Annotated in this window: 27 protein-coding genes; 15 read left to right on the top strand and 12 right to left on the bottom strand. The window is 67.8% G+C overall.

The genetic code is table 11. The features are described from left to right. Positions 1 to 7 precede the first annotated feature (7 nt). The 3 genes from ACLKM7_RS02930 to ACLKM7_RS02920 are packed head-to-tail and all read left to right on the top strand — an operon-like array spanning position 8 to position 3,130. A complete protein-coding gene (locus ACLKM7_RS02930) occupies positions 8 to 949 on the top strand; it encodes a carbohydrate ABC transporter permease (RefSeq protein ID WP_436445526.1) in 942 nt (313 codons plus the stop codon). Next, a complete protein-coding gene (locus ACLKM7_RS02925) occupies positions 949 to 1,851 on the top strand; it encodes a carbohydrate ABC transporter permease (protein ID WP_436445524.1) in 903 nt (300 codons plus the stop codon). The genes ACLKM7_RS02930 and ACLKM7_RS02925 overlap by 1 nt, the downstream gene beginning before the upstream one ends. 55 nt (positions 1,852 to 1,906) lie before the next feature. Next, entirely contained in the window at positions 1,907 to 3,130 is a 1,224-nt protein-coding gene (locus ACLKM7_RS02920) for a family 1 glycosylhydrolase (RefSeq protein WP_436445522.1), read from the top strand. 63 nt (positions 3,131 to 3,193) lie between these two features. Here the strand turns inward: ACLKM7_RS02920 and ACLKM7_RS02915 are convergent, their stop codons facing one another. Then, on the bottom strand, positions 3,194 to 3,649 hold the full coding sequence (locus ACLKM7_RS02915) for an SRPBCC family protein (RefSeq protein WP_436445521.1): 456 nt from the start codon (positions 3,647 to 3,649) through the stop codon (positions 3,194 to 3,196). Between the two features lie 209 nt (positions 3,650 to 3,858). On the opposite strand from ACLKM7_RS02915, the gene ACLKM7_RS02910 reads away from it, so the two are divergent. Then, complete coding sequence (locus ACLKM7_RS02910; protein WP_436445519.1) at positions 3,859 to 4,263, top strand: hypothetical protein; 405 nt, start codon at positions 3,859 to 3,861, stop codon at positions 4,261 to 4,263. Here ACLKM7_RS02910 and ACLKM7_RS02905 read toward each other — a convergent pair. The 6 genes from ACLKM7_RS02905 to ACLKM7_RS02880 form a co-directional block, all read right to left on the bottom strand. Next, complete coding sequence (locus ACLKM7_RS02905) at positions 4,248 to 5,318, bottom strand: fatty acid desaturase family protein (protein ID WP_436445770.1); 1,071 nt, start codon at positions 5,316 to 5,318, stop codon at positions 4,248 to 4,250. The two genes, ACLKM7_RS02910 and ACLKM7_RS02905, sit on opposite strands and share 16 nt — an antisense overlap. Positions 5,319 to 5,559: 241 nt before the next feature. After that, the gene (locus ACLKM7_RS02900) at positions 5,560 to 5,763 is read right to left on the bottom strand and encodes a cold-shock protein (RefSeq protein WP_026059428.1); all 204 of its coding nucleotides are present in this window, start codon (positions 5,761 to 5,763) and stop codon (positions 5,560 to 5,562) included. A gap of 375 nt (positions 5,764 to 6,138) precedes the next feature. Then, positions 6,139 to 7,047, bottom strand: a complete 909-nt coding sequence (locus ACLKM7_RS02895) for an ABC transporter substrate-binding protein (protein ID WP_436445518.1) — start codon at positions 7,045 to 7,047, stop codon at positions 6,139 to 6,141. A 28-nt stretch (positions 7,048 to 7,075) separates the two neighbouring features. Then, the gene (locus ACLKM7_RS02890) at positions 7,076 to 7,801 is read right to left on the bottom strand and encodes an ABC transporter permease (RefSeq protein ID WP_436445517.1); all 726 of its coding nucleotides are present in this window, start codon (positions 7,799 to 7,801) and stop codon (positions 7,076 to 7,078) included. Continuing rightward, positions 7,798 to 8,472 carry an ABC transporter permease gene (locus tag ACLKM7_RS02885; RefSeq protein ID WP_436445516.1) on the bottom strand — a complete coding sequence of 225 codons (675 nt, stop codon included), beginning with the start codon at positions 8,470 to 8,472 and terminating at the stop codon, positions 7,798 to 7,800. Before ACLKM7_RS02885 ends, ACLKM7_RS02890 begins: the two co-directional genes overlap by 4 nt. Then, entirely contained in the window at positions 8,469 to 9,293 is an 825-nt protein-coding gene (locus ACLKM7_RS02880; RefSeq protein WP_436445514.1) for an ABC transporter ATP-binding protein, read from the bottom strand. The genes ACLKM7_RS02885 and ACLKM7_RS02880 overlap by 4 nt, the downstream gene beginning before the upstream one ends. Before the next feature lie 153 nt (positions 9,294 to 9,446). On the opposite strand from ACLKM7_RS02880, the gene ACLKM7_RS02875 reads away from it, so the two are divergent. Further along, positions 9,447 to 10,865 carry a dihydrolipoyl dehydrogenase family protein gene (locus ACLKM7_RS02875; protein ID WP_436445512.1) on the top strand — a complete coding sequence of 473 codons (1,419 nt, stop codon included), beginning with the start codon at positions 9,447 to 9,449 and terminating at the stop codon, positions 10,863 to 10,865. Positions 10,866 to 10,878: 13 nt separating this feature from the next. Here the strand turns inward: ACLKM7_RS02875 and ACLKM7_RS02870 are convergent, their stop codons facing one another. Then, the gene (locus ACLKM7_RS02870; protein ID WP_436445511.1) at positions 10,879 to 11,133 is read right to left on the bottom strand and encodes a hypothetical protein; all 255 of its coding nucleotides are present in this window, start codon (positions 11,131 to 11,133) and stop codon (positions 10,879 to 10,881) included. 130 nt (positions 11,134 to 11,263) lie between these two features. On the opposite strand from ACLKM7_RS02870, the gene ACLKM7_RS02865 reads away from it, so the two are divergent. The 5 genes from ACLKM7_RS02865 to gnd all read left to right on the top strand — a co-directional run bounded on the left by ACLKM7_RS02865 (position 11,264) and on the right by gnd (position 16,106). After that, on the top strand, positions 11,264 to 11,872 hold the full coding sequence (locus tag ACLKM7_RS02865) for a GyrI-like domain-containing protein (protein WP_436445768.1): 609 nt from the start codon (positions 11,264 to 11,266) through the stop codon (positions 11,870 to 11,872). A gap of 81 nt (positions 11,873 to 11,953) precedes the next feature. Continuing rightward, positions 11,954 to 12,517, top strand: a complete 564-nt coding sequence (locus ACLKM7_RS02860) for a PadR family transcriptional regulator (RefSeq protein WP_168911311.1) — start codon at positions 11,954 to 11,956, stop codon at positions 12,515 to 12,517. A 51-nt stretch (positions 12,518 to 12,568) separates the two neighbouring features. Next, complete coding sequence (locus ACLKM7_RS02855) at positions 12,569 to 14,269, top strand: ABC1 kinase family protein (RefSeq protein ID WP_436445510.1); 1,701 nt, start codon at positions 12,569 to 12,571, stop codon at positions 14,267 to 14,269. Between the two features lie 96 nt (positions 14,270 to 14,365). Then, a complete protein-coding gene (locus ACLKM7_RS02850) occupies positions 14,366 to 14,899 on the top strand; it encodes a hypothetical protein (RefSeq protein ID WP_436445509.1) in 534 nt (177 codons plus the stop codon). 121 nt (positions 14,900 to 15,020) lie between these two features. Further along, positions 15,021 to 16,106: a phosphogluconate dehydrogenase (NAD(+)-dependent, decarboxylating) gene (gene gnd / locus ACLKM7_RS02845; RefSeq protein ID WP_436445508.1), complete on the top strand. Its 1,086-nt coding sequence runs from the start codon at positions 15,021 to 15,023 to the stop codon at positions 16,104 to 16,106. Positions 16,107 to 16,270: 164 nt separating this feature from the next. Here the strand turns inward: gnd and msrA are convergent, their stop codons facing one another. Together msrA and msrB are read right to left on the bottom strand one after the other, a co-directional pair. Then, positions 16,271 to 16,831 (bottom strand): peptide-methionine (S)-S-oxide reductase MsrA, encoded by a 561-nt coding sequence (msrA, locus tag ACLKM7_RS02840; protein ID WP_436445507.1) that lies wholly within the window; start codon positions 16,829 to 16,831, stop codon positions 16,271 to 16,273. Continuing rightward, positions 16,828 to 17,304, bottom strand: coding sequence for a peptide-methionine (R)-S-oxide reductase MsrB (gene msrB / locus ACLKM7_RS02835; protein WP_436445506.1), 477 nt, complete (start codon positions 17,302 to 17,304; stop codon positions 16,828 to 16,830). The genes msrA and msrB overlap by 4 nt, the downstream gene beginning before the upstream one ends. A gap of 208 nt (positions 17,305 to 17,512) precedes the next feature. Here msrB and ACLKM7_RS02830 point away from each other — a divergent pair, with 208 nt between their 5' ends. The 5 genes from ACLKM7_RS02830 (at position 17,513) to ACLKM7_RS02810 (ending at position 21,499) form a co-directional block, all read left to right on the top strand. Next, positions 17,513 to 18,658, top strand: coding sequence for a zinc-dependent alcohol dehydrogenase (locus ACLKM7_RS02830; protein WP_436445505.1), 1,146 nt, complete (start codon positions 17,513 to 17,515; stop codon positions 18,656 to 18,658). 23 nt (positions 18,659 to 18,681) lie between these two features. Further along, positions 18,682 to 19,260 carry a hypothetical protein gene (locus ACLKM7_RS02825; protein ID WP_436445504.1) on the top strand — a complete coding sequence of 193 codons (579 nt, stop codon included), beginning with the start codon at positions 18,682 to 18,684 and terminating at the stop codon, positions 19,258 to 19,260. A gap of 130 nt (positions 19,261 to 19,390) precedes the next feature. Then, on the top strand, positions 19,391 to 19,885 hold the full coding sequence (locus tag ACLKM7_RS02820) for a metallophosphoesterase family protein (RefSeq protein WP_436445503.1): 495 nt from the start codon (positions 19,391 to 19,393) through the stop codon (positions 19,883 to 19,885). 53 nt (positions 19,886 to 19,938) lie between these two features. Beyond that, positions 19,939 to 20,901 (top strand): NAD(P)-dependent alcohol dehydrogenase, encoded by a 963-nt coding sequence (locus tag ACLKM7_RS02815; protein WP_436445502.1) that lies wholly within the window; start codon positions 19,939 to 19,941, stop codon positions 20,899 to 20,901. Between the two features lie 112 nt (positions 20,902 to 21,013). Next, complete coding sequence (locus ACLKM7_RS02810) at positions 21,014 to 21,499, top strand: VanZ family protein (RefSeq protein WP_436445501.1); 486 nt, start codon at positions 21,014 to 21,016, stop codon at positions 21,497 to 21,499. Here the strand turns inward: ACLKM7_RS02810 and ACLKM7_RS02805 are convergent. Next, positions 21,483 to 22,589, bottom strand: a complete 1,107-nt coding sequence (locus ACLKM7_RS02805; protein WP_436445500.1) for a sensor histidine kinase — start codon at positions 22,587 to 22,589, stop codon at positions 21,483 to 21,485. The two genes, ACLKM7_RS02810 and ACLKM7_RS02805, sit on opposite strands and share 17 nt — an antisense overlap. Continuing rightward, positions 22,586 to 23,245 carry a response regulator transcription factor gene (locus ACLKM7_RS02800; protein WP_436445499.1) on the bottom strand — a complete coding sequence of 220 codons (660 nt, stop codon included), beginning with the start codon at positions 23,243 to 23,245 and terminating at the stop codon, positions 22,586 to 22,588. The genes ACLKM7_RS02805 and ACLKM7_RS02800 overlap by 4 nt, the downstream gene beginning before the upstream one ends. Positions 23,246 to 23,315 lie beyond the last annotated feature (70 nt).

The raw sequence follows: 23,315 nt of genomic DNA, 5'->3' as shown, positions 1-23,315 counted from the left end.
GGTCCCGATGACTACCGATACCGTCGCGGCCGCCGCATTGCCGGGGGTCGAACCACGCCGATCGCGCGGTCTGCGAGCGAACGGGCGCCGTGCACTGACTGCGTGGCTCTTCCTGACACCGGCGCTGATCATCCTCGTCGCCTTCACGCTCTACCCGATGATCCAGGCCGTGTACCTGTCGCTCACCGACTACAACCTCATCCGGGCAGCCGAGTTCATCGGCCTCGAGAACTACATCGAGCTGTTTCAGGACCCATCATTCTGGAATGCGTTCAGCAACACGGTGCTGTACGCCGCGGTCGTGACCCCGGCGACGGTGATCCTCGCGCTGCTGTTCGCCGTGATGCTCAATCAGGCCTTCGTGGGTCGGGCGTTCGCGCGGACGGCGATCTTCCTGCCGTTCATCGTGTCGCTCGGGATCATCGCGATCGCGTGGGCATTCCTGCTCGACCCGAACATCGGTCTGCTGTCGTATTGGCTGAGCTTCGTCGGGATCGTTCCCGAGCAGGGATGGCTGAGCGACCCCCGCTACGCCATGGCAGCGGTCATGGTCGTCGGCGTGTGGAAGAACGTCGGCTTTTACATGGTGATCTACCTGGCGGGGCTGCAATCGATCCCTGTCGACATGTACGAGGCGGCGCGCCTCGACGGAGCCGGTGCCTGGCAGCGCTTCCGCAGCATCACACTTCCGCTCCTGTCGAACCAGACGCTCCTGGTCACCGTGCTGGCGCTCATCGCGACACTCCAGGCGTTCGACCAGATCTACGTGATGACGCACGGAGGACCGTTCTTCCGCACGGAGACGCTCGTGATGCTCATCTACCGAGAGGGCTTCCAGGAGCTGCGCTTCGGTTACGCCTCGGCCATATCGTTCGTGCTGCTCGTCTTCGTGTTCATCCTCTCGATGATCCAATTCGGCTACCTCCGGCGGAAGCAGGTGACCTACTGATGGCCGTGACGACTCTCCCCGGAACCAGCAACGTCGAGGTGCCGGCAGGCAACGGCCGTTCGGCGAAGCGGCCGCCGCGGGCCTCCGCCCACCGCGCTGCGACCTGGCTTCTCGCCGTGACGGCGATCCTCGTCGGGCTGATGATGCTTCTGCCGATCATCTGGATGCTGTTCACGGCGTTCAAGCCCGAGGCTGACATCGTCACCTATCCGCCGACGCTGTGGCCGCGCGAACTCACCATCGAGCACTTCATCGACGTGTGGAATCGAATCCCGTTCGCGCGTCTCTACGTGAACACCATCATCTTCGCGGGCGGCGTGACCGTCATCTCGCTCCTCTTCGATTCGATGGCGGCCTATGCCCTGGCCCGCATCCCGTTCAAGGGGCGCGGGATCGTCTTCGTCGGAATCCTGCTCCTGCTCATGCTGCCGTTCCAGGTCACGCTGATCCCGCTCTACGACATGCTGAACGGGATGGGGCTGACGAACACGCTCCCGGGACTCATCGTGCCCAGGATGACGAACGCCTTCGGCATCTTCTTCCTGACGCAGTTCTTCCTTTCGCTGCCGAAGGATCTGGAAGAGGCTGCCCGCGTCGACGGGGCATCCGAATGGCGCATCTATTGGGGCATCATCATGCCCCTCGCGCGCCCTGCCCTGCTGACGCTCGGGCTCTTCCACTTCCAGTACAACTGGAACGACCTGCTGTGGCCGCTCGTGATGTCGTCGGAGGTCGAGACCTCGACGCTGCCGGCTGGACTCGCCCTGTTCATGGGGCAGCATGTCGTCGAGTACGGCCTGTTGATGGCCGGTTCGCTCCTCGCGTTGGTGCCGGTGATCCTGTTCTTCCTGCTGATCCAGCGCAGCTTCGTCGCGGGCATCGCGACGACAGGGCTGAAATGACTCCCTACGCCCGGGAACGGGGCGTATCCAAACAGAACGGAGACGAGGACGCGTGATGAGCAGCAGCCGCTGGTACGGTGACGACCGATTGCACTACGGCGTCGGTATCGAAGACACATTCATCCCGCACGAGCGGGTCGGGCACCGCAAGCTCGACGAGTACGAGCTGACGCAGCACTACTCCCGCTGGGAGGAGGACCTGGATCTCGTCGCCGCGAGCGGTGCCGAGTTCCTGCGCTGGGGCATCCCGTGGTACCTCGTCGAACCCGCGCCCGGACAGTTCGACTGGTCGTGGATCGATCGGGTCGCTGAACGCATGCACCAGCTGGGGCTGCGCTGCATCGTCGATCTCATGCACTATGGGACGCCACTGTGGCTCGAGAACTCCTTCCTGAACGCCGAGTACCCCGAGCGCGTGGCGTCGTACGCACGCGCCGTCGCGGAACGCTATCAGGCGGTCTGGGCGGACTTCACGCCGCTCAATGAACCGGTCGTCAACGCCGAATGGTGCGGTCAGAACGCGGCCTGGCCGCCGTACCTGGAGGGGCAGGACGGTTTCGTCAAGATCATCATGCAGCTCGCGCGGGGCATGGTGCGCACACAGCAGGAGACCGCCGCGGTCCATCCCGATCCGACCTTTGTCCACGTGGACGCCGGCTTCCTCTTCGAGGGTGAAACGTCGCCGCTTCCGCGCGAGCTGCTCGAGGAGCGGCGGTTCGTGGCGCTCGATCTGATCATGGGCCGCGTGGCCGCCGAGTCCCCGATCACGGGATGGCTCACCTCGCACGGCGTCACCGACGCGGAGCTGCAGTGGTTCCGCGACAACGCCTTGACGCCCGACGTGGTCGGAGTCAACTACTACCCGAGGTTCTCGAAGGCGAAGATCCGCGACGGTGTCGTGGACCCTGTCCGTGCGGATGCCGGGGGCCTACGCGAGCTGGTCGAGGCGTACTCCGCTCGCTATCAGCTGCCGATCGCAATCACCGAGTCGTCGCTCGTGGGCACACCGGAAGAGAAGATCGAGTGGCTGCAGCAGTCGGCTGCCGAGCTCACGGCGCTGCGTTCCGAAGGGCACGAGATCGTGGCCTTCACGTGGTTCCCGTTCTTCACGCTCGTGGACTGGCTGTATCGCTTCGACAGCCAGTCGCCGGACGCGTGGTTCCGCGAGTTCGGTCTGGTGGATCTGGTGCGTGGAGCCGATCAGTCGCTCGACCGTGTACGCAACGCGTCGTTCGATGTCTTCCTCGAGCTGGCGCGAAAGGGTCGCGCCGACGGCTGACAGAGATTGAGCGGATGCCCCGGTCCGGGGCATCCGCTCAATCTCAAGCTGCGCGGGTCGCGATCAGCGCTCGACGTCGCCGCGCCACGCACCGGTCTCGCGGTCGGTGTTCTCGATGAACTCCTTGAAGTTGCGCAGGTCCTTCTTGACGGCGTGGCTGCCGGCGCCGACGAGGGATCCGAGGTGCTCGAGGGCGTCGGAGGGCGTCCAGTCGATCTGAACCGTGACGCGCGAACTGGTGTCGGAGAGCTTGTGGAACGTCACGACCCCGGCGTGAGCGGTGTCGCCCCCGATGCTGCGCCACGCGACGCGCTCGTCGGGGTGCTGCTCGGTGATCTCGGCATCGAACTCGCGCGTGAACATGCCGACCCGCACCTTCCACCGAAGGTGAGTGTCGTCGATCTGCGTGATCGACTCGACCTCATCGAGGAAGTTCGGGAAGCTCTCGAACTGAGTCCACTGGTTGTACGCCATCGTCACGGGAACGTCGACGTCGATGCTCTCGATGATCTGAGTCATGGCTCTCTCCTCTCGCCCGGACGCCGGGCGTCGGATGGGCTTCGTGCGGTGAGCTCCAGCATCTCCGGCGGCGCAGTCCGACCCCACCCCCTTGACCGCGGAGGGGTCTTCGGGATAACGGATGTCGCGGCCCGGAACATCCGATGACGTTTCAGGTCGCGGCGCCCGTTGCGCTCGGCCCGGGTCAGCGCGGTACGTAGGGTGTCGGCATGTCCGCCATCGACGAGCCCCTCGCCGCGACCATCCGCGAACTGGAGCTGCCTCCCGTGATCGCCACGATCGCGACCGAGGGAGGCACGGCGGTGCACCCTGCCTTGCGGTATCGAGCACAGTCCGTGCATCCCGCTGCGTGGTCGCTCGTCGAGCGGTCGCCGGGGCTCGTGCCGCTGTGGTCGTGCGGCATCGACAGCGCTTTCGCCGACCAGGACGGCACGTTCCTCATGTGGTCGGCAGAGGACGCGTGGCCGAGCCACAGATTCCCCGACTATGCGGGACTCGTGCGGGCGCTGCTGACCGATCTGCGCGAGGACGACGAGGACGAAGACGACCTGCGCGTCATCGCCGGGCTGCTGCTTCCAGGCCGCAAGACCGGCCGGGGTCAGGCGCGGCGGTAGGTCGCTGCCATCGGGCAGTCGAACGGATCGCGGGCGGCGAGACCGACGCGGTTGAGGTAGTCGATCACGATGCCGTAGGACTTCCACATGGTGGTCTCGACGTAGGGTACCTCGAGGGTCTCGCAGTGATCACGCACGATCTCACGTGCGCGGGCCAGATGCGGGCGCGGCATGTTCGGGAACAGGTGATGCTCGATCTGGTAGTTGAGCCCGCCCATCATCCACGTGGCCCACCAGCCGCCCGAGACGTTGCGTGAGGTGCGCACCTGCTTGCTGAAGAAGTCGAGCTTGGCGTCCTTGGCGATGATCGGCATGCCCTTGTGGTTGGGAGCGAAGGACGCTCCCATGTACACGCCGAAGACGGCCAGCTGGACGCCGAGGAAGGCGAATGCCATCCCGAGCGGGAGGAAGAGGAAGACGGGCGTCCAGATGACGCCGAAGCGCACGGCCAGCATGCCGAGCTCGATCCAGCGACCCTTCACGGGCTCGCGGCCGAACAGATGGCGGAACGCGATGAAGTGGAGGTTCAGTCCCTCGAGCATGAGGAGGGGGAAGAAGAGCCAGCCCTGTCGTTGCGTGATGAACCTGCGCAGCCCGCGGGCGCTCGCGGCATCCGTCTCGAGGAATGAGATGGTGTCGATCTCGATGTCGGGGTCCTTGTCGACCCGGTTGGGGTTCGCGTGGTGCCGCGTGTGCTTCGTGGCCCACCACGAGTAGCTCATGCCGACGATGCCGTTGCCGAGGATGCGGGCGAGGCGGTCGTTGGCCGGTCCTGAGGACAGGATCTGCCGGTGCGCGGCCTCGTGAGAGAGGAACGCGACCTGCGTGAACAGGATGCCGAGGGCCGCGGCGATGAGCAGCTGGAACCAGCTGTCGCCCAGCAGGATGAATCCGGCGACGCAGCCGGCGAAGGCAAGGGCGATGACGGTGCCCACCATGCCGTAGAACCAGGGGGTGCGTCGCAGCAGCCCGGTCTCGCGCACGATCTGCGAGACGTCGGTGTAGGCGCGGGCGATGGGGGGGAACTCCGCTGTTCCGGCGTATGTCTGACGAATGGGACCGAGCCGGGGCTCGAGGGTGGTGGAGGAGATGACGGGACCTGGTTTCGATCGGGGACCGCGTTGGCCTCGGGAAGCCAAAGGCAATTGCCGATCGCTTATGCCAGGCTACGCGCCCTCACATGGGGCGACGGGAATACGTCCCGACTCCCAGGCACTCGACAGGCCCCGTACATCTTCCAGACGCACGTCAGCCCGGGATGGCGATGCCATCCCGGGCTGACGAGAGATCAGGGGATCAGAGCGGCCGGATGTTGGCTGCCTGCATGCCCTTCGGACCGCGCTCGGCGTCGAATTCGACCTTCTGGTCTTCGCGGAGCTCCTTGAAGCCCTCGCCGGTGATCGCGCTGAAGTGTGCGAAGAGATCGGCCGAGCCGTCATCGGGAGCGATGAAGCCGTAGCCCTTCTCGGAGTTGAACCATTTCACGGTGCCAGTGGCCATCGTGTCTTTCCTTTTACTTTTCGGGCCGCGTGAGCGACCAGGGGTGCCGTTCCAACGTGTTCGGAACGGACAGTGGGTGCACGCGTGCGGAAGGGTGCGACGCGGCGAGTCTGGTGACGAAGGTCAAGAAGTCTTTCGGGGAGATGCGCCGGCTTCAGATGCTCGTGCGCGGAAGTCGAGAGGATGGGAGCCGGTTGTGCTGCGGCGGTCGGGCGTCAGGCGGTCTGCTTCTCCACAGTGAGGCAGAGGCTTTTCGACGCGGTGACCCGATAGGGCAATCGACAGCGTAGCATGCCGAGCCGTGCACACGTCGCCCTCTGCACCGCGAGGGTGCAGGGACGGGTGTCCCTGCACCCTCGCGAGAGCGATTGCTGATCAGTCCAGGCCGTTCTCGGCCAGCCAATCGGTCGCGATGTCCTCGGCGGAGCGCTCGTCGACGGTCGACTGGACGTTCAGCGCAACGAGACCCTCAGGGGTGAGCGATGCACTGACGGCGTTGATGACATCGGCGATCTCGTCGGCGATGTCGGCGTTCACGACCGGCACCACGTTGGAGGCGAGGAAGAGCCCGTCGGGGTCCTCGAGCGTGACGAGGTCCTCGGTCTCGATTCGCGGGTCGGCGCTGTAGACGTTCGCCACCTGGATGTTTCCGGCGACGAGCTCGTCGACGGTGGTGTCGGCCGTCGCCTCGAACGCGACGGTCACGCCGTAGACCTCCTCGAGGCCGGTCGGCCCGTAGGGGCGCTCTTCGAGCTCGGGTGCGCCGCCCAGCACCAGTCCTTCGATACCGGCGAGGTCGCCGATCGAGGTCAGGCTGTTCTGCTCTGCGAACTCGGCGGTGACGTTATACGAGTCCTGGTCGGTGGCCGACGACTGATCGAGCACCGCCAGGCCCTCAGGCAGAGCCTCCTGCAGCGCGGCGTACACGTCTTCCGAGGTCGTCGCGGTGGCATCCTTGTCGAAGTACTGCAGCAGGTTGCCGGTGTACTCGGGGAAGAGATCGATCGAGCCATCTTCGATGTCGGGCATGTAGACATCCCGCTGACCGATGTTGAACTGGCGGTCGACCTCGAAGCCGGCCCCCTCGAGTGCCTGCGCGTAGATCTCGGCGATGATCTCGTTGGAGTAGTAGGCCTGCGAGCCGATGACGATCGTCGACGAATCGCCGGTTTCGCCGCCGGCGTCGCCCGCGAGCGGGTCACTCGATGCGCAGCCGGCGAGGGCCAGCGCTGCGACGGCGGTCGCGCTCAGCGCGAGCGACAGTCGTGTGCGTGTGGTGAGCATTTCGGATCCTCCGGTGTTGTGGTGGGGGTCAGGTGGCCGGCTCGGTGACGAGCGCGGGAGCAAGGTCAGGGGCGGGGCTCCGCAGGCGAGGGCCGTCGGTGCGCGGAACGGCGAACCGTGCGAGCAGCGCGAAGATCCCATCGAGCACGAGCGCCAGCACGACGACGATGATGGAGGCGCCCAAAACCTCGGGGAAGTTTCTCGTGTTGATGCCCTGGATCATGTAGAAACCGAGGCCGCCGAGACCGACATAGGCGGCGATAGTCACCGTCGCGACCACTTGCAGCGTGGCCGAACGGAAACCGCCGATGAGAAGAGAGAGTCCAAGAGGCACCTCTATCTTGAAGAGGATCTGCCACTCGGTCATTCCCATCGCGCGCCCGGCGTCGATGACGGAACGGTCGATCGCTTCGATTCCGGCATACGCGCCGGCGAGGATCGAGGGGATCGCGAGCAGCACGAAGGCAGCCATCGCGGCCTCGGTCTTGAGCGTCACCCCGATGAGCATCACGAGCAGGGTGACCAGCCCCAGTGCGGGCAGGGCGCGGGCGGCGCCCGATAGGAACACCGCGATCTCGCGACCGCGACCGCTGTGCCCGATGAGCCAGCCGACGGGGACGGCGATCACGGCTGCGATGAGGACCGAGAAGAAGGTGAACGCCAGATGCTGCAGGATCGCCTCGGGAAGAGGCAGCGATCCGGTCAGCCGTTGGGGGGAGAAGATCCACGCCAGGGCGTCGGCGAACAGGTTCATGCAGTCACCGCCCGCGGTCGTCGCGCCGGCGGTACTCGCGTGCGCCGTGCCCACGGCATGAGCGCACGGCCCAGCATGATGAGCAGCAGGTCGATGACGAGGGCGATGATCACGACGGCGACGACGCCGGCGAGCACCTCGGCCAGGATGCGGCGCTGGTATCCGTTGGTGAAGAGGTAGCCCAGGTTCTGCACACCGACGAGAACGCCGACCGTGGCGAGCGAGATCGTGGAGACCGCCGTGACGCGCAGCCCCGAGAGGATCACCGGTCCGGCCAGGGGGAAATCGACCGTCCAGAAGCGCCGCCACGGTCCATAGCCGATCGCGATCGCGGCGCCGCGTGCGGTCTCGTCGACGGAGGCGAGGCCTTCCGTGACGGATCGCGTCATGATTGCGACGGCATAGATCGCGAGCGCGACGATGAGCGTGAGCTCCGCCCGGAGCGGGATCCCGATGACCGTGGCCACCACCGGCAGCAGCGCGAAGGAGGGGATCGTGAAGAGCAGCCCGACGATCCCGAGCACGGTTCCCCGCAGTTTCGTGTAGCGGAAGGCCGCCCAGCCGATCGGCAGCGAGACGATGAACCCCAGCACGATCGCGATGCTGCTCTGACGGAGGTGGTCCACCGTCAGCGCGCCGATCAGATCGAGGTTGTCGAGAACCCAGTTCACGCGGAGTCCTCCACGAGCACCCCCTGCGTGCGTCCTGCTGCGTCGACCAGCACGGTGCCGCGTGCCGTCTGCTTGCGATGCAGGGCGCGCGCGCCGCGCTCGGCGCCGATGAATTCCGCCACGAAGGCGCTCGCCGGGTTCTCGATGATCTCGCTCGGTGAGCCGACCTGCGCGATGTGCGCACCCTTCTCCAGGATCACCACCTGGTCGCCGAGCAGGAACGCCTCGTCGATGTCGTGCGTGACGAACACCACCGTCTTGTCGAGCTCCTCTTGCAGCCGCAGCGTCTCGGTCTGCAGCTCTTTGCGCACGATCGGATCGACGGCGCCGAACGGCTCGTCCATCAGCAGGATGTTGGGATCGACCGCGAGTGCGCGTGCGACACCGACGCGCTGCTGCTGGCCGCCGGACAGCTGGCTGGGGTAGCGCGGGGCTAGCGCGCGGTCGAGGCCGACGACATCCATCAATTCGAGAGCTCGCTCCCGCGCCCGGGAGCGGGGCACGCCCGAGAGGACCGGGACGGTGGCGATGTTGTCGATCACCGAGAAGTGGGGCAGCAGGCCCGCGTTCTGCAGCACGTACCCGATGCCCCGTCGCAGCTTGACCGGGTCACGGTCGGCGATCGGCTCGTCGTCGATGGTGATGTGCCCGCTCGTGGGCTCGACGAGGCGGTTGATCATGCGCAGGAGCGTTGTCTTGCCGCATCCTGAGGAGCCGACGAAGACGGTCGTCTTGTGGGCGGGGATGACGAGGCTGAAGTCGTCGACAGCGAGGGTTCCGTCGCCGAATCGCTTCGAGACCGCCCGGAATTCGATCGCCATGCTGTCCTTTCGGCGGGATTCCAGAAAACCACAGGTCGCCGACATCGGGCCGGAATCGACGCATCGTGACGCCCCTGAGATGGTTCGTGGCAGTCCGCGTGACGGATTGCGAGCACCGCCCTCGGGGTCTGCACGTCCCGCTACCGTTGGCCTATGAGCACCCGCGAGTACGATCTCGTCGTCATCGGAGCAGGCCCCGTCGGTGAGAACGTCGCCGACAGGGCGGTACAAGGAGGCCTGTCGGTCGCGATCGTCGAGAGCGAGCTCGTCGGAGGGGAGTGCTCGTATTGGGCGTGCATGCCGTCGAAGGCCCTGCTGCGAGCCGGGTCCGCGCTTCGCGCTGCGCGCGATGTCGGGGGAGCGGCGCAGGCGGTGACCGGTCGGCTCGATATCGCTGCCGCGCTGAAGCGGCGCGATGCGATCGTGCATGAGTGGAACGACGCGTCGCAGGTCGAGTGGCTCCAGTCCGCGGGGATCGATCTCGTGCGTGGCCACGGCCGGATCTCGGGTGAGCGGAAAGTCACGGTGACCGACGCCGACGGCGGTGAGACCATACTGATCGCCCGGCACGCGGTCGCTGTGAGCACCGGCTCCGCCGCGCTTCTTCCTGATGTGCCAGGCCTTCGCGAGGCGCAGCCCTGGACGAGCCGCGACGCGACGGGCGTGCGCAACGTGCCCGCGTCCCTCGCCATCCTGGGGGGCGGCGTCGTGGGCAGCGAGATGGCGACACTCTTCGCGTCGTTCGGCACCGACGTGACCCTGATCGCCCGCTCGGGGCTGCTGGGCGGTGTCGAGGCGTTCGCGGGTGAGGCCGTGAAGCAGGCGCTGACGGATGCCGGAGCCGACGTCCGCACGGGCGTCGAGGTCGCGCGCGTCGAGCGCACGGCCACCGGTGATGTGGTGGTGTCGCTGTCGGACGGAACCGAGGTGCGCGCGGCCGAGCTGCTCGTCGCGACCGGGCGCGTGCCCCGCACCCAGGATCTCGGCGTCGAGGCGGTCGGGCTCGAGCCCGGAGCCTGGCTCGAGGTGGACGACACCCTGCGGGTGCGTGGCGTCGATTGGCTCTACGCCGTCGGCGACGTCAATCATCGGGCACTGCTGACGCACCAGGGCAAGTACCAGGCGCGGGCCGCGGGCGATGTCATCGCGGCACGGGCGCTCGGACGCGAGGTCGACGATGCTCCGTGGGGTGCGCATGTCGCCACGGCGGACCACTCCGCGGTGCCGCAGGTGGTGTTCACCGACCCCGAAGTGGCAGCGGTGGGCCGCACCGAGGCGTCCGCTCGCGCCGCCGGCATCGGCATCCGCGTCCTCGATTACGACCTGTCCTGGGTCGCGGGGGCGAGCACGCACGCCGATCACTACCGCGGCCAGGCGCGTGCGATCGTCGACGAGGAGCGCAGAGTGCTGATCGGTGCCACCTTCGTGGGACCTGATGTCGCCGAGCTGCTGCACGCCGCGACCATCGCGATCGTCGGCGAAGTGCCGATCGATCGGCTGTGGCACGCCGTGCCCTCGTACCCGACGCTCAGCGAGGTGTGGGTGCGCTGGCTCGAGGCCTGGGGCCGCTGAGCCGCAGGCTGCGTCACGCAGGCGGCGCCGGATAGGGCCCCTCCTTCACCACCATGGCCGGATGCGCCGCGTTGCGCGCGAGCGGCGTGACACGGTTGCGACGGCGGTCCGCCGTGGCGTTCACCCATGCGCTCGAGGCGGATGCGAGAATGCGCGCATGTCGACTGCTGAGCCATTCATGCCCGTTCATCTGCCTGCATCTCGCGACACCGAGGCTGCCGAGATCGACCTCGATCACGATGTCGACATTCTCGAGCGCACTGGGCATGAGCCCGAGGAGGTCGAGGTGCCAGAGTTCCCCGCCAATGAGGTGTTCCGTCCTCCGGTGCCCGGTGACGCGCTCAGCGAGTCCGAGCTCAACGACGACCTCGCCGGCGAATGACGAGGGGGCGGTGGTGATGAAGACCGACTTCAAGAAAGAGCTCGCCGCGTACTCCGCCCGCCGCGGCGTGTTCGACATCATCGACGTTCCGCCGCTGCGATACCTCATGATCGACGGTCACGGCGACCCGAACACGCAGACCTATGGGGATGCCATCTCGACGATCTTCCCGGTGGCATACAAGCTCAAGTTCCTCAGCAAACGGGAACTCGACCGCGACTACGTCGTGATGCCGCTCGAGGCGCTGTGGTGGTCCGCCGACATGTCGTCGTTCACCACCGATCGCGACAAATCGCAGTGGGACTGGACGGCGCTGAATATGGTGCCCGACTGGATCACCGACGAGCTCTTCGATCGCGCCGTCGCCGCAGCGTCGGAGGCGCCGGCGATCGAACGGGTCCGGCTCAGCACTCTCGACGAGGGGCGCTGCGTGCAGACTCTCCATCTCGGGCCGTTCGACGACGAGGGGCCCGTGCTCGCCGAGATGCACGACGCGTTCATCCCGACCAACGGGTTGCGAATGACCGGCAAGCACCATGAGATCTATCTCAGTGATATCCGGCGCACCGATCCCGCGAAGCTGCGGACCATCCTGCGGCAGCCGGTGGAGGATGCCGTCACCTGACAGTTCGCCGAGATCCTTGCCGAACGATATATCGCTATGTATCGTCGAGGTATCGGCAGGCACTCGTTCAAGGAGGTCGTCATGAGCGGTTTCACAGGAGATCAGTTCGGTCCGCGCCACAGGGGACAGGGGTCCGGGCTGCCCGGTGGCCTGTGGGAGGCGATGGATCAGCTGCGCGAGACGTTCGAGCAGAAGTTCTCGCCGCGCATGGCCCGCGGCGATGTCCGGGCGGCGGTTCTGGCGATCCTCGCCGAAAAGCCCATGCACGGCTACCAGATCATCCAAGAGATCGAGACGCGCAGCGCGGGCGCCTGGAAGCCGAGCCCCGGCTCGGTGTATCCGACACTTCAGATGCTCGCCGACGAGGGACTCATCGTCGCCGAGGAGTCCGCCGGCAAGAAGACCTACTCCCTGACCGAGGCTGGTCGTGCCGAAGCTGCCGCAGCCGAAGGGACCTCCGCTCCGTGGGAGGCGGCCGGTGCGCGGGACTCCGCGCGCGCCACAGCGCTGCCCAAGGCGGGGGCGAAGCTCGCACAGGCCACGGCTCAGGTGGCGAGCAGCGGCAGCCCCGAGCAGGTGCAGCAGGCCGTCGACGTGCTGGACGAAGCCCGTCGTAAGCTCTACTCGATCCTCGCTCAGGACTGACCGGATGCGCCAGGCACGTCGGCGCGGTCCCCTGGGGATCTAGGAGATTCGATGCCCGACGTCGGCAGTTCGCGCGCCCGCTACCGCCGCATCCTGCGCTTCGCGGCGCTGTACATGGCGCAGGCGTGGTGGTTCGAGCTCTTCCTGCCGCGCATCGGACTCTCGGGACTCGCGGCGCGGGGCCGAGCCCGCCGGTTGCGGGGCGTCGCGCGCAGCTTCCATACGCTCGCGGTATCGCTCGGCGGCCTCATGATCAAGGTCGGCCAGTACATGTCGTCGCGGCTGGATGTGCTGCCTCCCGAGATCACGAAAGAGCTCGAGGGCCTGCAGGACGAGGTTCCGCCCGTCGAGTTCGGCGCCATCCGTAGGCTCGCGGAGTCCGAGCTCGGCGTCCCGCTGGACGTCGCCTACGAGTGGGTCGACCCGACGCCGCTTGCCGCGGCATCCCTCGGTCAAGCCCACCGCGCCCGGTTGTCGGCCGCAGACGCAGCGGAAGCCGGATTCGCCGACGTCGTCATGAAGGTGCAGCGACCGGGGATCGACGAGATCGTCGATGTCGATCTCGCCGCGCTGCGCAAGGTGGCGCGCTGGCTCAGCCGCGTCGCGGTGGTGCGGGAGCACGTCGATCTGCCGGCGCTCATCGAGGAGTTCGCCCACACCAGCATGCTCGAGATCGACTACCTCCACGAGGCACGCAACGCCGAGCGGTTCGCCGAGAACTTCGCGGACGACGCACGCGTGACCGTTCCTGAGATCGCGTGGGAGCGCACCACAAAGCGCGTGCTGACCCTCTCTGATGTGACCGCGATCAAGATCAACGACCTCGCCGGGCTGCGGGCCGCGGGCATCGACCCGTCCGAGGTGGCGGCCGAGTTCGCCAAGGTCATGTTCGACCAGCTCTTCGTCGACGGCTTCTTCCACGCCGACCCGCATCCCGGGAACATCTTCGTCACGCCGCGGGCAGCAGGGACGGATGCCGCGGCCCGGCCGTGGACCCTGACGTTCATCGACTTCGGGATGATGGGCGAGGTGCCCGACTCGCTGCGCCAGGGTCTGCGGCAGCTCATCATCGCGGTCGCGGCGCGCAACGGCCGCCAGCTCGTCGAGAGCATCCGCGAGGTCGGACTGCTGCTGCCCTCCGCCGACACCGTCGAGCTCGAACGTGCCATGACCGCCCTCTTCGCCCGTTTCGGGGGCATGGGATTCGCCGAGCTTCAGAAGGTGGATCCTCGCGAGTTCCGCGATTTCGCCATCGAGTTCGGCGATGTGGTGCGGGCGATGCCCTTCCAGCTGCCCGACAACTTCCTCCTCATCGTGCGCACCGTGTCGTTGACATCGGGCATGTGCAGCTCGCTCGATCCGGCCTTCAACATGTGGGATGCCGTCGAGCCGTACGCCGATCAGCTGCTGCGCGACGAGAGCGGCAACACGGTCAGGGCGTTCGCGCGCGAGGCGCTCTCGATCGCGGGGGTCATGGTGCGACTGCCGCGCCGCCTGGACGACGTCGTGACGCGCATCGAGGAGGGTCGGCTCACCGTCGACACCCCTCGGCTCGATCAGCGCATCCGCGGCCTGGAACGGACGGGTCGCCGCGTGATCTCGGCAGTGCTCTTCGCCGGGCTGCTGATCGGCGGCACGGTGCTGCGAGCCGACGAGCAGGTCCTCGGCACGGTGCTGATGGCGGGCTCGGTGATCCCGCTGCTGCACGCGCTGTTCGCGGGCTGGGCCGCACGGCGCGGCCCTCTCGGCTGAGAGCGCGATCCCAGACCCGACACGGGGGAAATCCCCCGTCGAGCTTTCGGGTCAGCGGGCTGGGGCGTGGCCCGCGGGACTCTTAGCGTCGGAGGCATGTCTTCTCCGCAGCATCCCTCTGCCTCCGCACCGGCAGCCCGCGCAACGGGACCCGCGCCGACGACCGGCGTGCGCCGTTCCTCCCGCGGGCTGGGCCTGCCGCTCGTCGTGATCATGGGTCTGACAGCGCTCGCCGTGCCCCGCATCATCGCGCACGACATCGGCCTGGTCGAGCCCGGGTCATTGGCGAACACGGCGCTCGCAGTGCTGCCGCTGGTCATCTGGGTCGTCGTCGCGATGCTTTGGTCTCGTCGCCCGCTGGTGTCGCTCTTCGTCGCCGGCGGTCTGCTGGGTGTCGCCCTCGCTCTCATCCACAACCTCTCGTGGGGCGCCGTCTTCGGCGACGATCCGCCGAGTCTCGGCGGTGCGCTGGAAGGCGTGCTCGCTCCCGGTCTCGAAGAGGCCGTGCTGCGCGGCGCGGGCACGATCAGCAGCCTCGCGACGGGCCTCGCCACCGGCGTCGTCTGCGGCCTGATCGCGTGGGGGCTGCAGGCCCTCGTTCGCGCCTCGGGTGGGCGCCTCCCGGCCTGACGAGTCTCCAGCCGTCGCCCGGAGCCCGCCGCCGGAACGCTTCCGCTCCCTAGACTGCGACCGTGGGCCTGCGCGGCGACGTGCGCGCAACGGAAGCCGAGTGAGACGAGGAGCGGTTTAGATGCAACTGGCAATGGTGGGACTGGGCCGGATGGGCGCCAACATCGTGCGGCGCTTGATGCGAGACGGTCACGAATGCGTCGTCTTCGACGTGAATCCGGATGCCGTGGCCACCCTGGCCGGCGAGGGCGCGGTGGGCGCGACGAGCCTGGCCGACATGGTTGCGAAGCTCGAGGCGCCGCGGGCGATCTGGCTCATGATCCCGGCCGGACTCACCGGAACGGTGGTCGACGAAGTTTCGGCCGTGCTCGATCCCGGCGACATCCTCATCGACGGCGGCAACTCCAACTACCGCGACGACGTGCGGCGGGCGGCGAAACTCAAGAACACCGGCATCCACTACGTCGACATCGGCACGAGTGGCGGCGTCTTCGGGCTCGAACGCGGCTATTGCCTGATGGTCGGCGGACCGGACGAGGCGTTCACGCGCATCGAGCCGATTCTGAAGACGATCGCACCGGGTGGCGGCGACGTGCCGCGCACGCCGGGTCGATCCGGCGATCCGGCGCCGGAAGAGCTCGGGTACCTCCACTGCGGCCCCTCGGGGGCTGGGCACTTCGTGAAGATGGTGCACAACGGCATCGAGTACGGCGTGATGGCGGCTCTCGCCGAGGGTTTCAACATCCTCGAGCATGCCGACGCCGGCATCACGCAGGCCGAGCACTCCGCCGAGATCGCCCCGCTGGAGGAACCCGAGTTCTACCAGTTCACGATCGACACGCCGAAGGTCGCCGAGCTCTGGCGGCGTGGTTCGGTGATCTCATCGTGGCTGCTCGACCTCACCGCTGCCGCTCTTCAGGGCAACCCGACGCTCGAGGGGCTCGCCGGTCGGGTGTCGGACTCGGGCGAGGGCCGATGGACCGTCAAGGCCGCAGTCGACACCGGCGTGCCGGCGCCGGTGCTTGCGGCAGCCCTCTTCGAACGGTTCGCCTCGCGCGACGAGGACCAGTTCGCGAACCAGATCCTGTCGGCGATGCGCCTGCAGTTCGGCGGGCACCAGGAGCTCCCGGCGGGCGACGTGCTCGAGGCCGGTGGCGAGAAGGCCGAGTCGTCCTCACACGGACAGTCCAAGACGGCGGGCGAGTAGCGGTCGCGTCCGGGGTCGGTGCGACGGACCGCCGGCGGTCCCAGGCGACAAGCCGCAACACCGCCGCCGGTGAGGGCGGCGAACGGTCCTCGGTGAGGTGACGGAGTGCATATGCGAAGGATGCCGCGACCCGGCAGCGTCGCGGCATCCGTTCTCTTGCGTCCTTACGCCGTCGCGGAGGCGTCCTCGCGCTTGGGCAGCACCCATCCCGCGCGCGGGAAGTGGCAGGTGTAGCCGTTGGGGTATGTGATCAGGTAGTCCTGGTGCTCGGGCTCGGCCTCCCAGAACGGGCCGGCGGGCTCGATCGTGGTGACGGCCTTGCCCGGCCACAGCCCCGACGCGTCGACGTCGGCGATGGTGTCGCGCGCGACCCGCTCCTGCTCGGGCGAGAGCGGGAAGATCGCCGAGCGGTAGCTGGTGCCGATGTCGTTGCCCTGACGGTTCAGGGTCGAGGGGTCGTGGATCTGGAAGAAGAACGCCAGGATGTCGCGGTACGACGTCTGGGTCGGGTCGAACACGATCTCCACGGCCTCGGCGTGGCCGGGGTGATTGCGGTAGGTGGCGTGGTCGTTCTGGCCACCGGTGTAGCCCACGCGCGTGTCGAGCACGCCGGGCTGGCGGCGGATGAGATCCTCCATTCCCCAGAAACAGCCGCCAGCCAGGACGGCGGTCTCGGTGTCGGGGTTCTGGGTGATGGCTCCGGTGTCGGTGGGTCCACTCGTCATGATGCGTGCTCCTGGTCGTTCGTGGTGGGCTCGAAGAGTCCGCGGTATTCACCGTAACCCTCGGTGACGAGGTCGGTGGCGGGGATGAAGCGCAGGGCGGCCGAGTTCATGCAATAGCGCAGTCCTCCGGCATCCCGCGGTCCGTCACGGAAGACGTGGCCGAGATGACTGTCGGCGCCCGATGACCGCACCTCGGTGCGGGGCAAGAGCAGCTTCCAGTCGGTCTTGGTGGCGACGGCATCTGTGTCGATGGGCTTGGTGAAGCTCGGCCACCCGGTGCCGCTGTCGTACTTGTCCAGCGACGAGAACAGGGGCTGCCCCGAGACGACGTCGACGTAGATGCCGGGCTCGTGGTTGTTCCAGTACGCGTTGCGGAAGGGAGGCTCGGTGCCGTCCTCCTGCGTGACGCTGAACTGGAGATCGGTGAGGCGGCTCAGCGCCTCAGGGGTGGTGCGGTAGTCGGTGCTCTTCACTTCGGGATTCCTCCTCAGGCGACGACGCTGGCTGCGGCGTCATAGGAGAGAACGGATGCCGGTTCCCATTTGGTCCCGCGAACCTGGGAGCGCGCTCTGAGTTCTCGTGGACCACGGCAGGCGTGACAGGTCGTGACGCCGTGCGCAACCCCCTCCTCGATCTCGCGTCGCGCGGCGATGGTGTCGTGGACACCATTTGGAGGCATGGATGAAAGCGATGACGTACCGCGGACCGTACAAGCTCCGCGTCGAGAGCAAGCCCGAGCCGAAGATCGAGCACCCGAATGACGCGGTCGTTCGGGTCGAGCTCGCGGCGATCTGCGGGTCGGATCTGCACCTTTACCACGGCATGATGCCCGATACCCGGATCGGGCACACGTTCGGGCACGAGTTCATCGGGACCGTGGAGGAGGTGGGCGGCTCGGTGCAGAACCTCAAGGTCGGCGATCGAGTGATGGTGCCGTTCAACATCTACTGCGGCTCGTGCTTCTTCTGCGCGCGCGGGCTGTTCTCCAACTGCCACAACGTCAACCCGAACGCCACGGCGATCGGAGGCATCTACGGCTATTCGCACTCGACAGGAGGCTACGACGGGGGCCAGGCCGAGATGGTGCGCGTGCCGTTCGCGGATGTCGGGCCCGCCGTGATCCCCGACGACATCGAGGACGAGGATGCGCTGCTGCTCACTGATGCGTTCTCGACCGGATACTTCGGGGCGCAGCTCGCCGACATCGTCGAGGGCGATACGGCGGTGGTGTTCGGCGCGGGTCCGGTCGGCCTTGCGGCGGCGCGGTCGTGCTGGCTGATGGGTGCCGGACGCGTGATCGTCGTCGATCACCTCGACTACCGACTGCGCAAGGCCGAGGAGTTCGCGTTCGCCGAGACCGTCGCGTTCGGGCAGGTGGGCGACGTGGTGCGCGAGCTCAAGAAGATGACGGACGGACTGGGGGCGGATGTCGCCATCGATGCGGTCGGTGCGGAGGCCGACGGCCATGTTCTCCAGCACGTGACCTCGGCGAAGCTCAAGATGCAGGGCGGTTCACCCGTCGCGCTGAACTGGGCGATCGACTCCGTTCGCAAGGGCGGTACGGTCTCGGTGATGGGTGCCTACGGCCCGCTGTTCAGTGCCGTGAAGTTCGGGGATGCGATGAACAAGGGGCTCACGCTGCGCATGAATCAGGCACCGGTCAAGCGGCAGTGGCCGCGGCTGCTGGAGCACATCCGTGCCGGATACGTGAAGCCGAGCGAGCTGATCACCCACCGCTTCCCCCTCGACGAGATCGCCGAGGGCTATCACGTGTTCTCGTCGAAGCTCGACGACATCATCAAGCCGGTCATCACACCGGCGGCCTGACGACCTGGTGAAGGAGAGAACCCATGCCGTACACCGCGAACAAACCCGGACGAACGCCGAGCTCGGAGGAACTCCGAGCCCGCATCCCGGGCTGGGGCGCCGACCTCGACGCCGCCGATCGACCTGCCTTTCCGCGCGAGCAGCCGGGCATCTCGACCGGTGCGCACTGGGCGCTTCCCCAGCAGCAGAACACCTACCGCCCGCGCGAGCGCTCGCTCGAACACGAGCGCCTCACACCCGTGTTCGGCACGGCGCAGCCGCTTCGAGGTGTAGCCGGCAAGGTGCGTCGCTACGCCTACGAGAAGTACAGCGAGGGTCAAGCCGCGCATTGGCTGCTGCTCGTGGCGGGGGACCGGATCGACGCCGCGAGCGCGCACGTGAAATCGTTGTTCACGAGGCGACCGGATGATCCCATCACCCAGTCCGGAGTGCTGGGGGAGCGTGGCCGCCATCCGTTCGCGTCACGTTTCGGTCGTGGCCGAGTGGACCTGAAGCACGCGTGGCTGGACCCGATCCTGGTGGTCGGTCCCTGGGTCTTGGCGGGCGTCCTCGTCTTCAAGGCCGGCCGCGCGATCGTACGGCCGGCGTCTCGGCGAGGCTGACCCGCAGGGGGCGAGACGTCGGGCGATTGCTCGCCGGACAATCGCCGCGGTGCGTCCCCGACGTCGCGCCGCTGACATGAGCTGAACGTACGCCTGTCGGTCCAGCGCTGTCAGCGACGAGAATCAGGGCATGGCGACGCGGCTGCTCCTGATCTCCGACACTCATATCCCCGGGCGCGCGCGGCGCCTTCCTGCGGCGGTGCTCCGCGAGGCGGATGCCGCAGATCTCGTCATCCACGCGGGCGACTGGGTCGCGGCATCCGTTCTCGATGAACTCGAGGAGCACGCGCCGGTTCTCGGCGTGCACGGCAACAACGACGGCGCCGATGTTCGCGCACGGCTGCCCGAGATCGCGGAGAGAACGATCGAGGGCGTGCGGTTCGCGGTGATCCACGAGACCGGTCCTGCCCAGCGCCGGGAGATGAGGATGGATGCCGCGTTCCCGGGCATCGACGTGCTCGTGTTCGGCCACAGCCACATCCCGTGGGACACCACGACGCCGCGGGGCATGCGACTGCTCAACCCGGGCTCGCCCACCGACCGCCGCAGGCAGCCCGTCCACACGATGATGACCGCGCTCACCGACGACGGTGCCCTCCGGGACGTGCAGCTGCTCCCGCTCTGAGCCGATTTCTCGACGGGCTGGCGCCCGGGTCAGCGTGTTCGTAAGGTGAACGCGTGCGAGCCGTTGTGTATGAGCGCTACGGCGGCCCGGAGGTGCTCGAGCTGCGCAACCTGCCGACACCTGTCGCAGGCCCTGGTGAGGTGCTCGTCGAGGTCGTCGCGACGTCGATCAATCTCTCGGACTGGGAGAACCTCCACGGCTCGCCCGCGTACGCGCGCATTGGTGGGCTTCGGCGTCCGCGCCAACAGGTCCTGGGTTCCGACATCGCGGGCCGCGTCGTCGCCCTCGGGCCAGGAGCGACTCGCTTCGCGATCGGTGACGAGGTGTTCGGCGACACTCTGTCGACCGGCAGCGGTGGGTTCGCGGAGTTCGTCGCCGTGCCCGAGACCGCGCTCGCTGCCAAGCCCTCGCGGCTGTCTTTCGCCGAGGCATCCGCGATCCCGCAGGCGGGAGCCATCGCCGGTCGTGCAGTAGCCCTCGCAGAAGCAGGATCGCGGATGCTGCTCAACGGCGCCGGCGGAGGTTCGGGTTCGCTGGCGATCCAGCTCGCCGTGGCGAAGGGTGTGGCGGTCACCGCGGTCGACAACGCCGGCAAGCTCGACTATCTGCGCGAGCTCGGTGCGCAGAGGGTCATCGACTATCGGCGTGAGGACTTCACTCGCAGCGGCCGTTACGACGTGATCGTCGATCTGGTCGCGCGGCGTTCGATCTTCGCGTATCGGCGTGCGCTCGCGAAGCACGGGCGCTGCGTCATGGTCGGCGGAACGGCGCGGACCCTCGTGCGCATGCTCACGGTCGGCCCGCTCCTGGGGGCGGCGACGGGCGCGCATCTGGGCGTGCTGTTCGTTCATCAGGGGCCGGTCCACTTCGCGTCGGTGGCGGACAAGTGCGCGAGCGGTGAGATCACCGTGCGGATCGACCGCGTCTTCGGTCTGGACGAGGTGCCCGCCGCGCTCACCTGGCACGGTGAGGGCAGGGCGCTCGGCAAGGTCGTCGTCGCGGTGAGATCGGACTGAGTGCGCTCACCCGGGCCATCCGCGCAGCCGGTGCGCATACGCTGACGCAACATCGCCTCGCGTGGACTGGACCCAGGCCGGCTGTACCCGACGCCGTCCGGAAGGGCCTCTCATGACCGACATCACCACGACCCGTCGTACCGGCATCCGGTTTCTCGTCGCCGGGCTGGTCGCCGCCGTCATCACCATCCTCACGCTCGCCCCGCCGTCGATCGCCGCGCCCGCGCGTCGCGCGTTCCTGCAGGTCGCGGTTGCGGTCGCCGAGCCAGTCGTGAGGTGGATCCCGGCAGGCGACTCGGAGCAAGTGCTCAACACGCTGCTGTTCGTACCCCTCGGCGCCACGATCGCGCTGCTGCTGAGCCGCAGGCTATGGCCGATCGCGATCCTCGCCGGCTTCGCACTGTCGGCGTCGGTCGAGTACGCGCAGGCCTCCATCCCCGGCCGAGTGCCCGACCCCGCAGACGTGCTGTGGAACACCGTCGGCGGCGCCATCGGTGTGCTGCTCGTCACGGTCCCGCGGCTGATCGGCGCCGCCGTGCTGCGTGCTCGCCGTCGATCGAGTGCACGCGTCGATGAGCGCGTCAGCGCGGGAGTGTGACGCGCGCTTGAAGGCCGCCCTCGGGGAGAGCGGTGAGGTCGAGCGATCCGCCGTGGGCGCGCGTGATCGAGGCCACGATTGCAAGGCCCAAGCCCGCCCCGTCGCGGCCGTCACCGCTGCGGGTGCGCCCTGCGGCGCGGACGAAGGGCTCGGTCAGCGTCGCCACGACGCTGCGGTCGAGCACGGCCCCGCTGTTCGCGACGACGAGCGCGGCGGGCGAGGCCGAGACCGAGACACGCACCCAGCCGCCGGCGCTGTTCTGAACGGCGCTGTTGTGGACGACCGCGTTGTGTACGAGGTTCGCCGCCAGCTGCGCCAGCAGTGCGCGATTGCCGGTCACGACAGCGGGCGCCAGCGCCGTGTCGAGACGGATGCCGCGGGCCTCGGCATCCGCCCGCTCGTCGTCCACGCACTCGGCCACGACCGCCGCGAGATCCACCGAGTCGGTCTCCAGCGCCGACCCCCGGCCCACCCGGGCAAGCATGAGCAGGGCCTCGGTCAGCGCGATCGCGCGATCGTTGGTGGTGCCGATGCGCTGCAGCACGACATCGACGTCGCGGCCCTCGGGGTCGGCTTGAGCCACCTCGACCATCGTGCGGATGATCGAGTGCGGGGTCCGCAGCTCGTGCGAGGCATTCGCGGCGAAGCGCCGCTCCTCGTCGATGGTGTGCTGCACGCGATCGAGCATCGCGTCGAAGGTGTCGGCGAGTTCGGTGAGCTCGTTGCGCGGTCCAGGGAGACCGACCCGCTGTGCCAGCTGCCCGTCGCGGGCGCGGCGGGCGACATCCGTGATGCGGTCGAGCGGGCGGAGCATCACGCCGGCGAGCAGCCAGCCGCCGACGAGTCCGAACACGAGGAGCCCGCCGATCGCCCACCAGGTGTAGCGGATGAACACCTCGAGCAGGTTCGTACGGTTGGGTGCCGCGCCGCCGCCGACGACGTAGACGGCGCCTTCGGGTACGAAGCGCAGCAGCAGGAACCCGACGGCGAAGAGCGCGAAGCCGGCGACCACCAGAAACCCGGCGTAGCTCAGGGTGAGCTTGATCCGTACCGACAGACCCGACTGGCGCTCCTGCCCAGGCGTCGTCACGCGCTCATCCGATATCCGACGCCCGGCACGGTCTCGATGACCCACGGTTCGCCGAGGCGCTTGCGCAGCGTCGAGATCGTGATGCGGACGGCGTTGGTGAACGGATCGGCGTTCTCGTCCCACGCCCGCTCGAGCAGGTCCTCGGCGCTCACGACACCGCCACCGGCGGTCATGAGCACGTCGAGCACCGCGAACTGCTTGCGCGTGAGGGCGACGTAGCGACCGCCGCGGAACACCTCGCGGCGGAACCGGTCCAGGCGCACGCCGGCGACCTCGACGATCGGAGGCGTCCCGGCCGCCGGCCTTCTGCCGAGGGCGCGCAGTCGCAGCACGAGCTCGCGCAGTGCGAAAGGCTTGGTGAGATAGTCGTCGGCACCGCTCTCGAACCCGGTTGCCTTGTCGTCGAGCCGGTCGGCCGCGGTGAGCATCAGCACCCGGGGGCTCTCCGCTTCGCCCGCGAGGTGACGGGCGATCGCATCGCCGTTCGGCCCGGGGATGTCGCGATCGAGCACGACGACGTCGTAGCTGTTGATCGACAGCTGCTCCAGCGCCATATCGCCGTCGCCCGCGATGTCGGCCGCGATCGCCTCGAGGCGCAGCCCGTCGCGGATCGCCTCGGCGAGGTAGAGCTCGTCCTCGACGATCAGCACGCGCATGCGCCCAGCCTAGGCGGCACGGCATATCGCCGAGATATGAGTTTTCGCGTACGGTGCGGCAACGTGCGCC

The sequence above is a fragment of the Microbacterium sp. I2 genome, from assembly GCF_051364985.1.
Lineage (GTDB): Bacteria > Actinomycetota > Actinomycetes > Actinomycetales > Microbacteriaceae > Microbacterium.
Note: the sequence above shows the minus strand (reverse complement) of the source record. Positions and strands in the feature narration are given on the sequence as shown.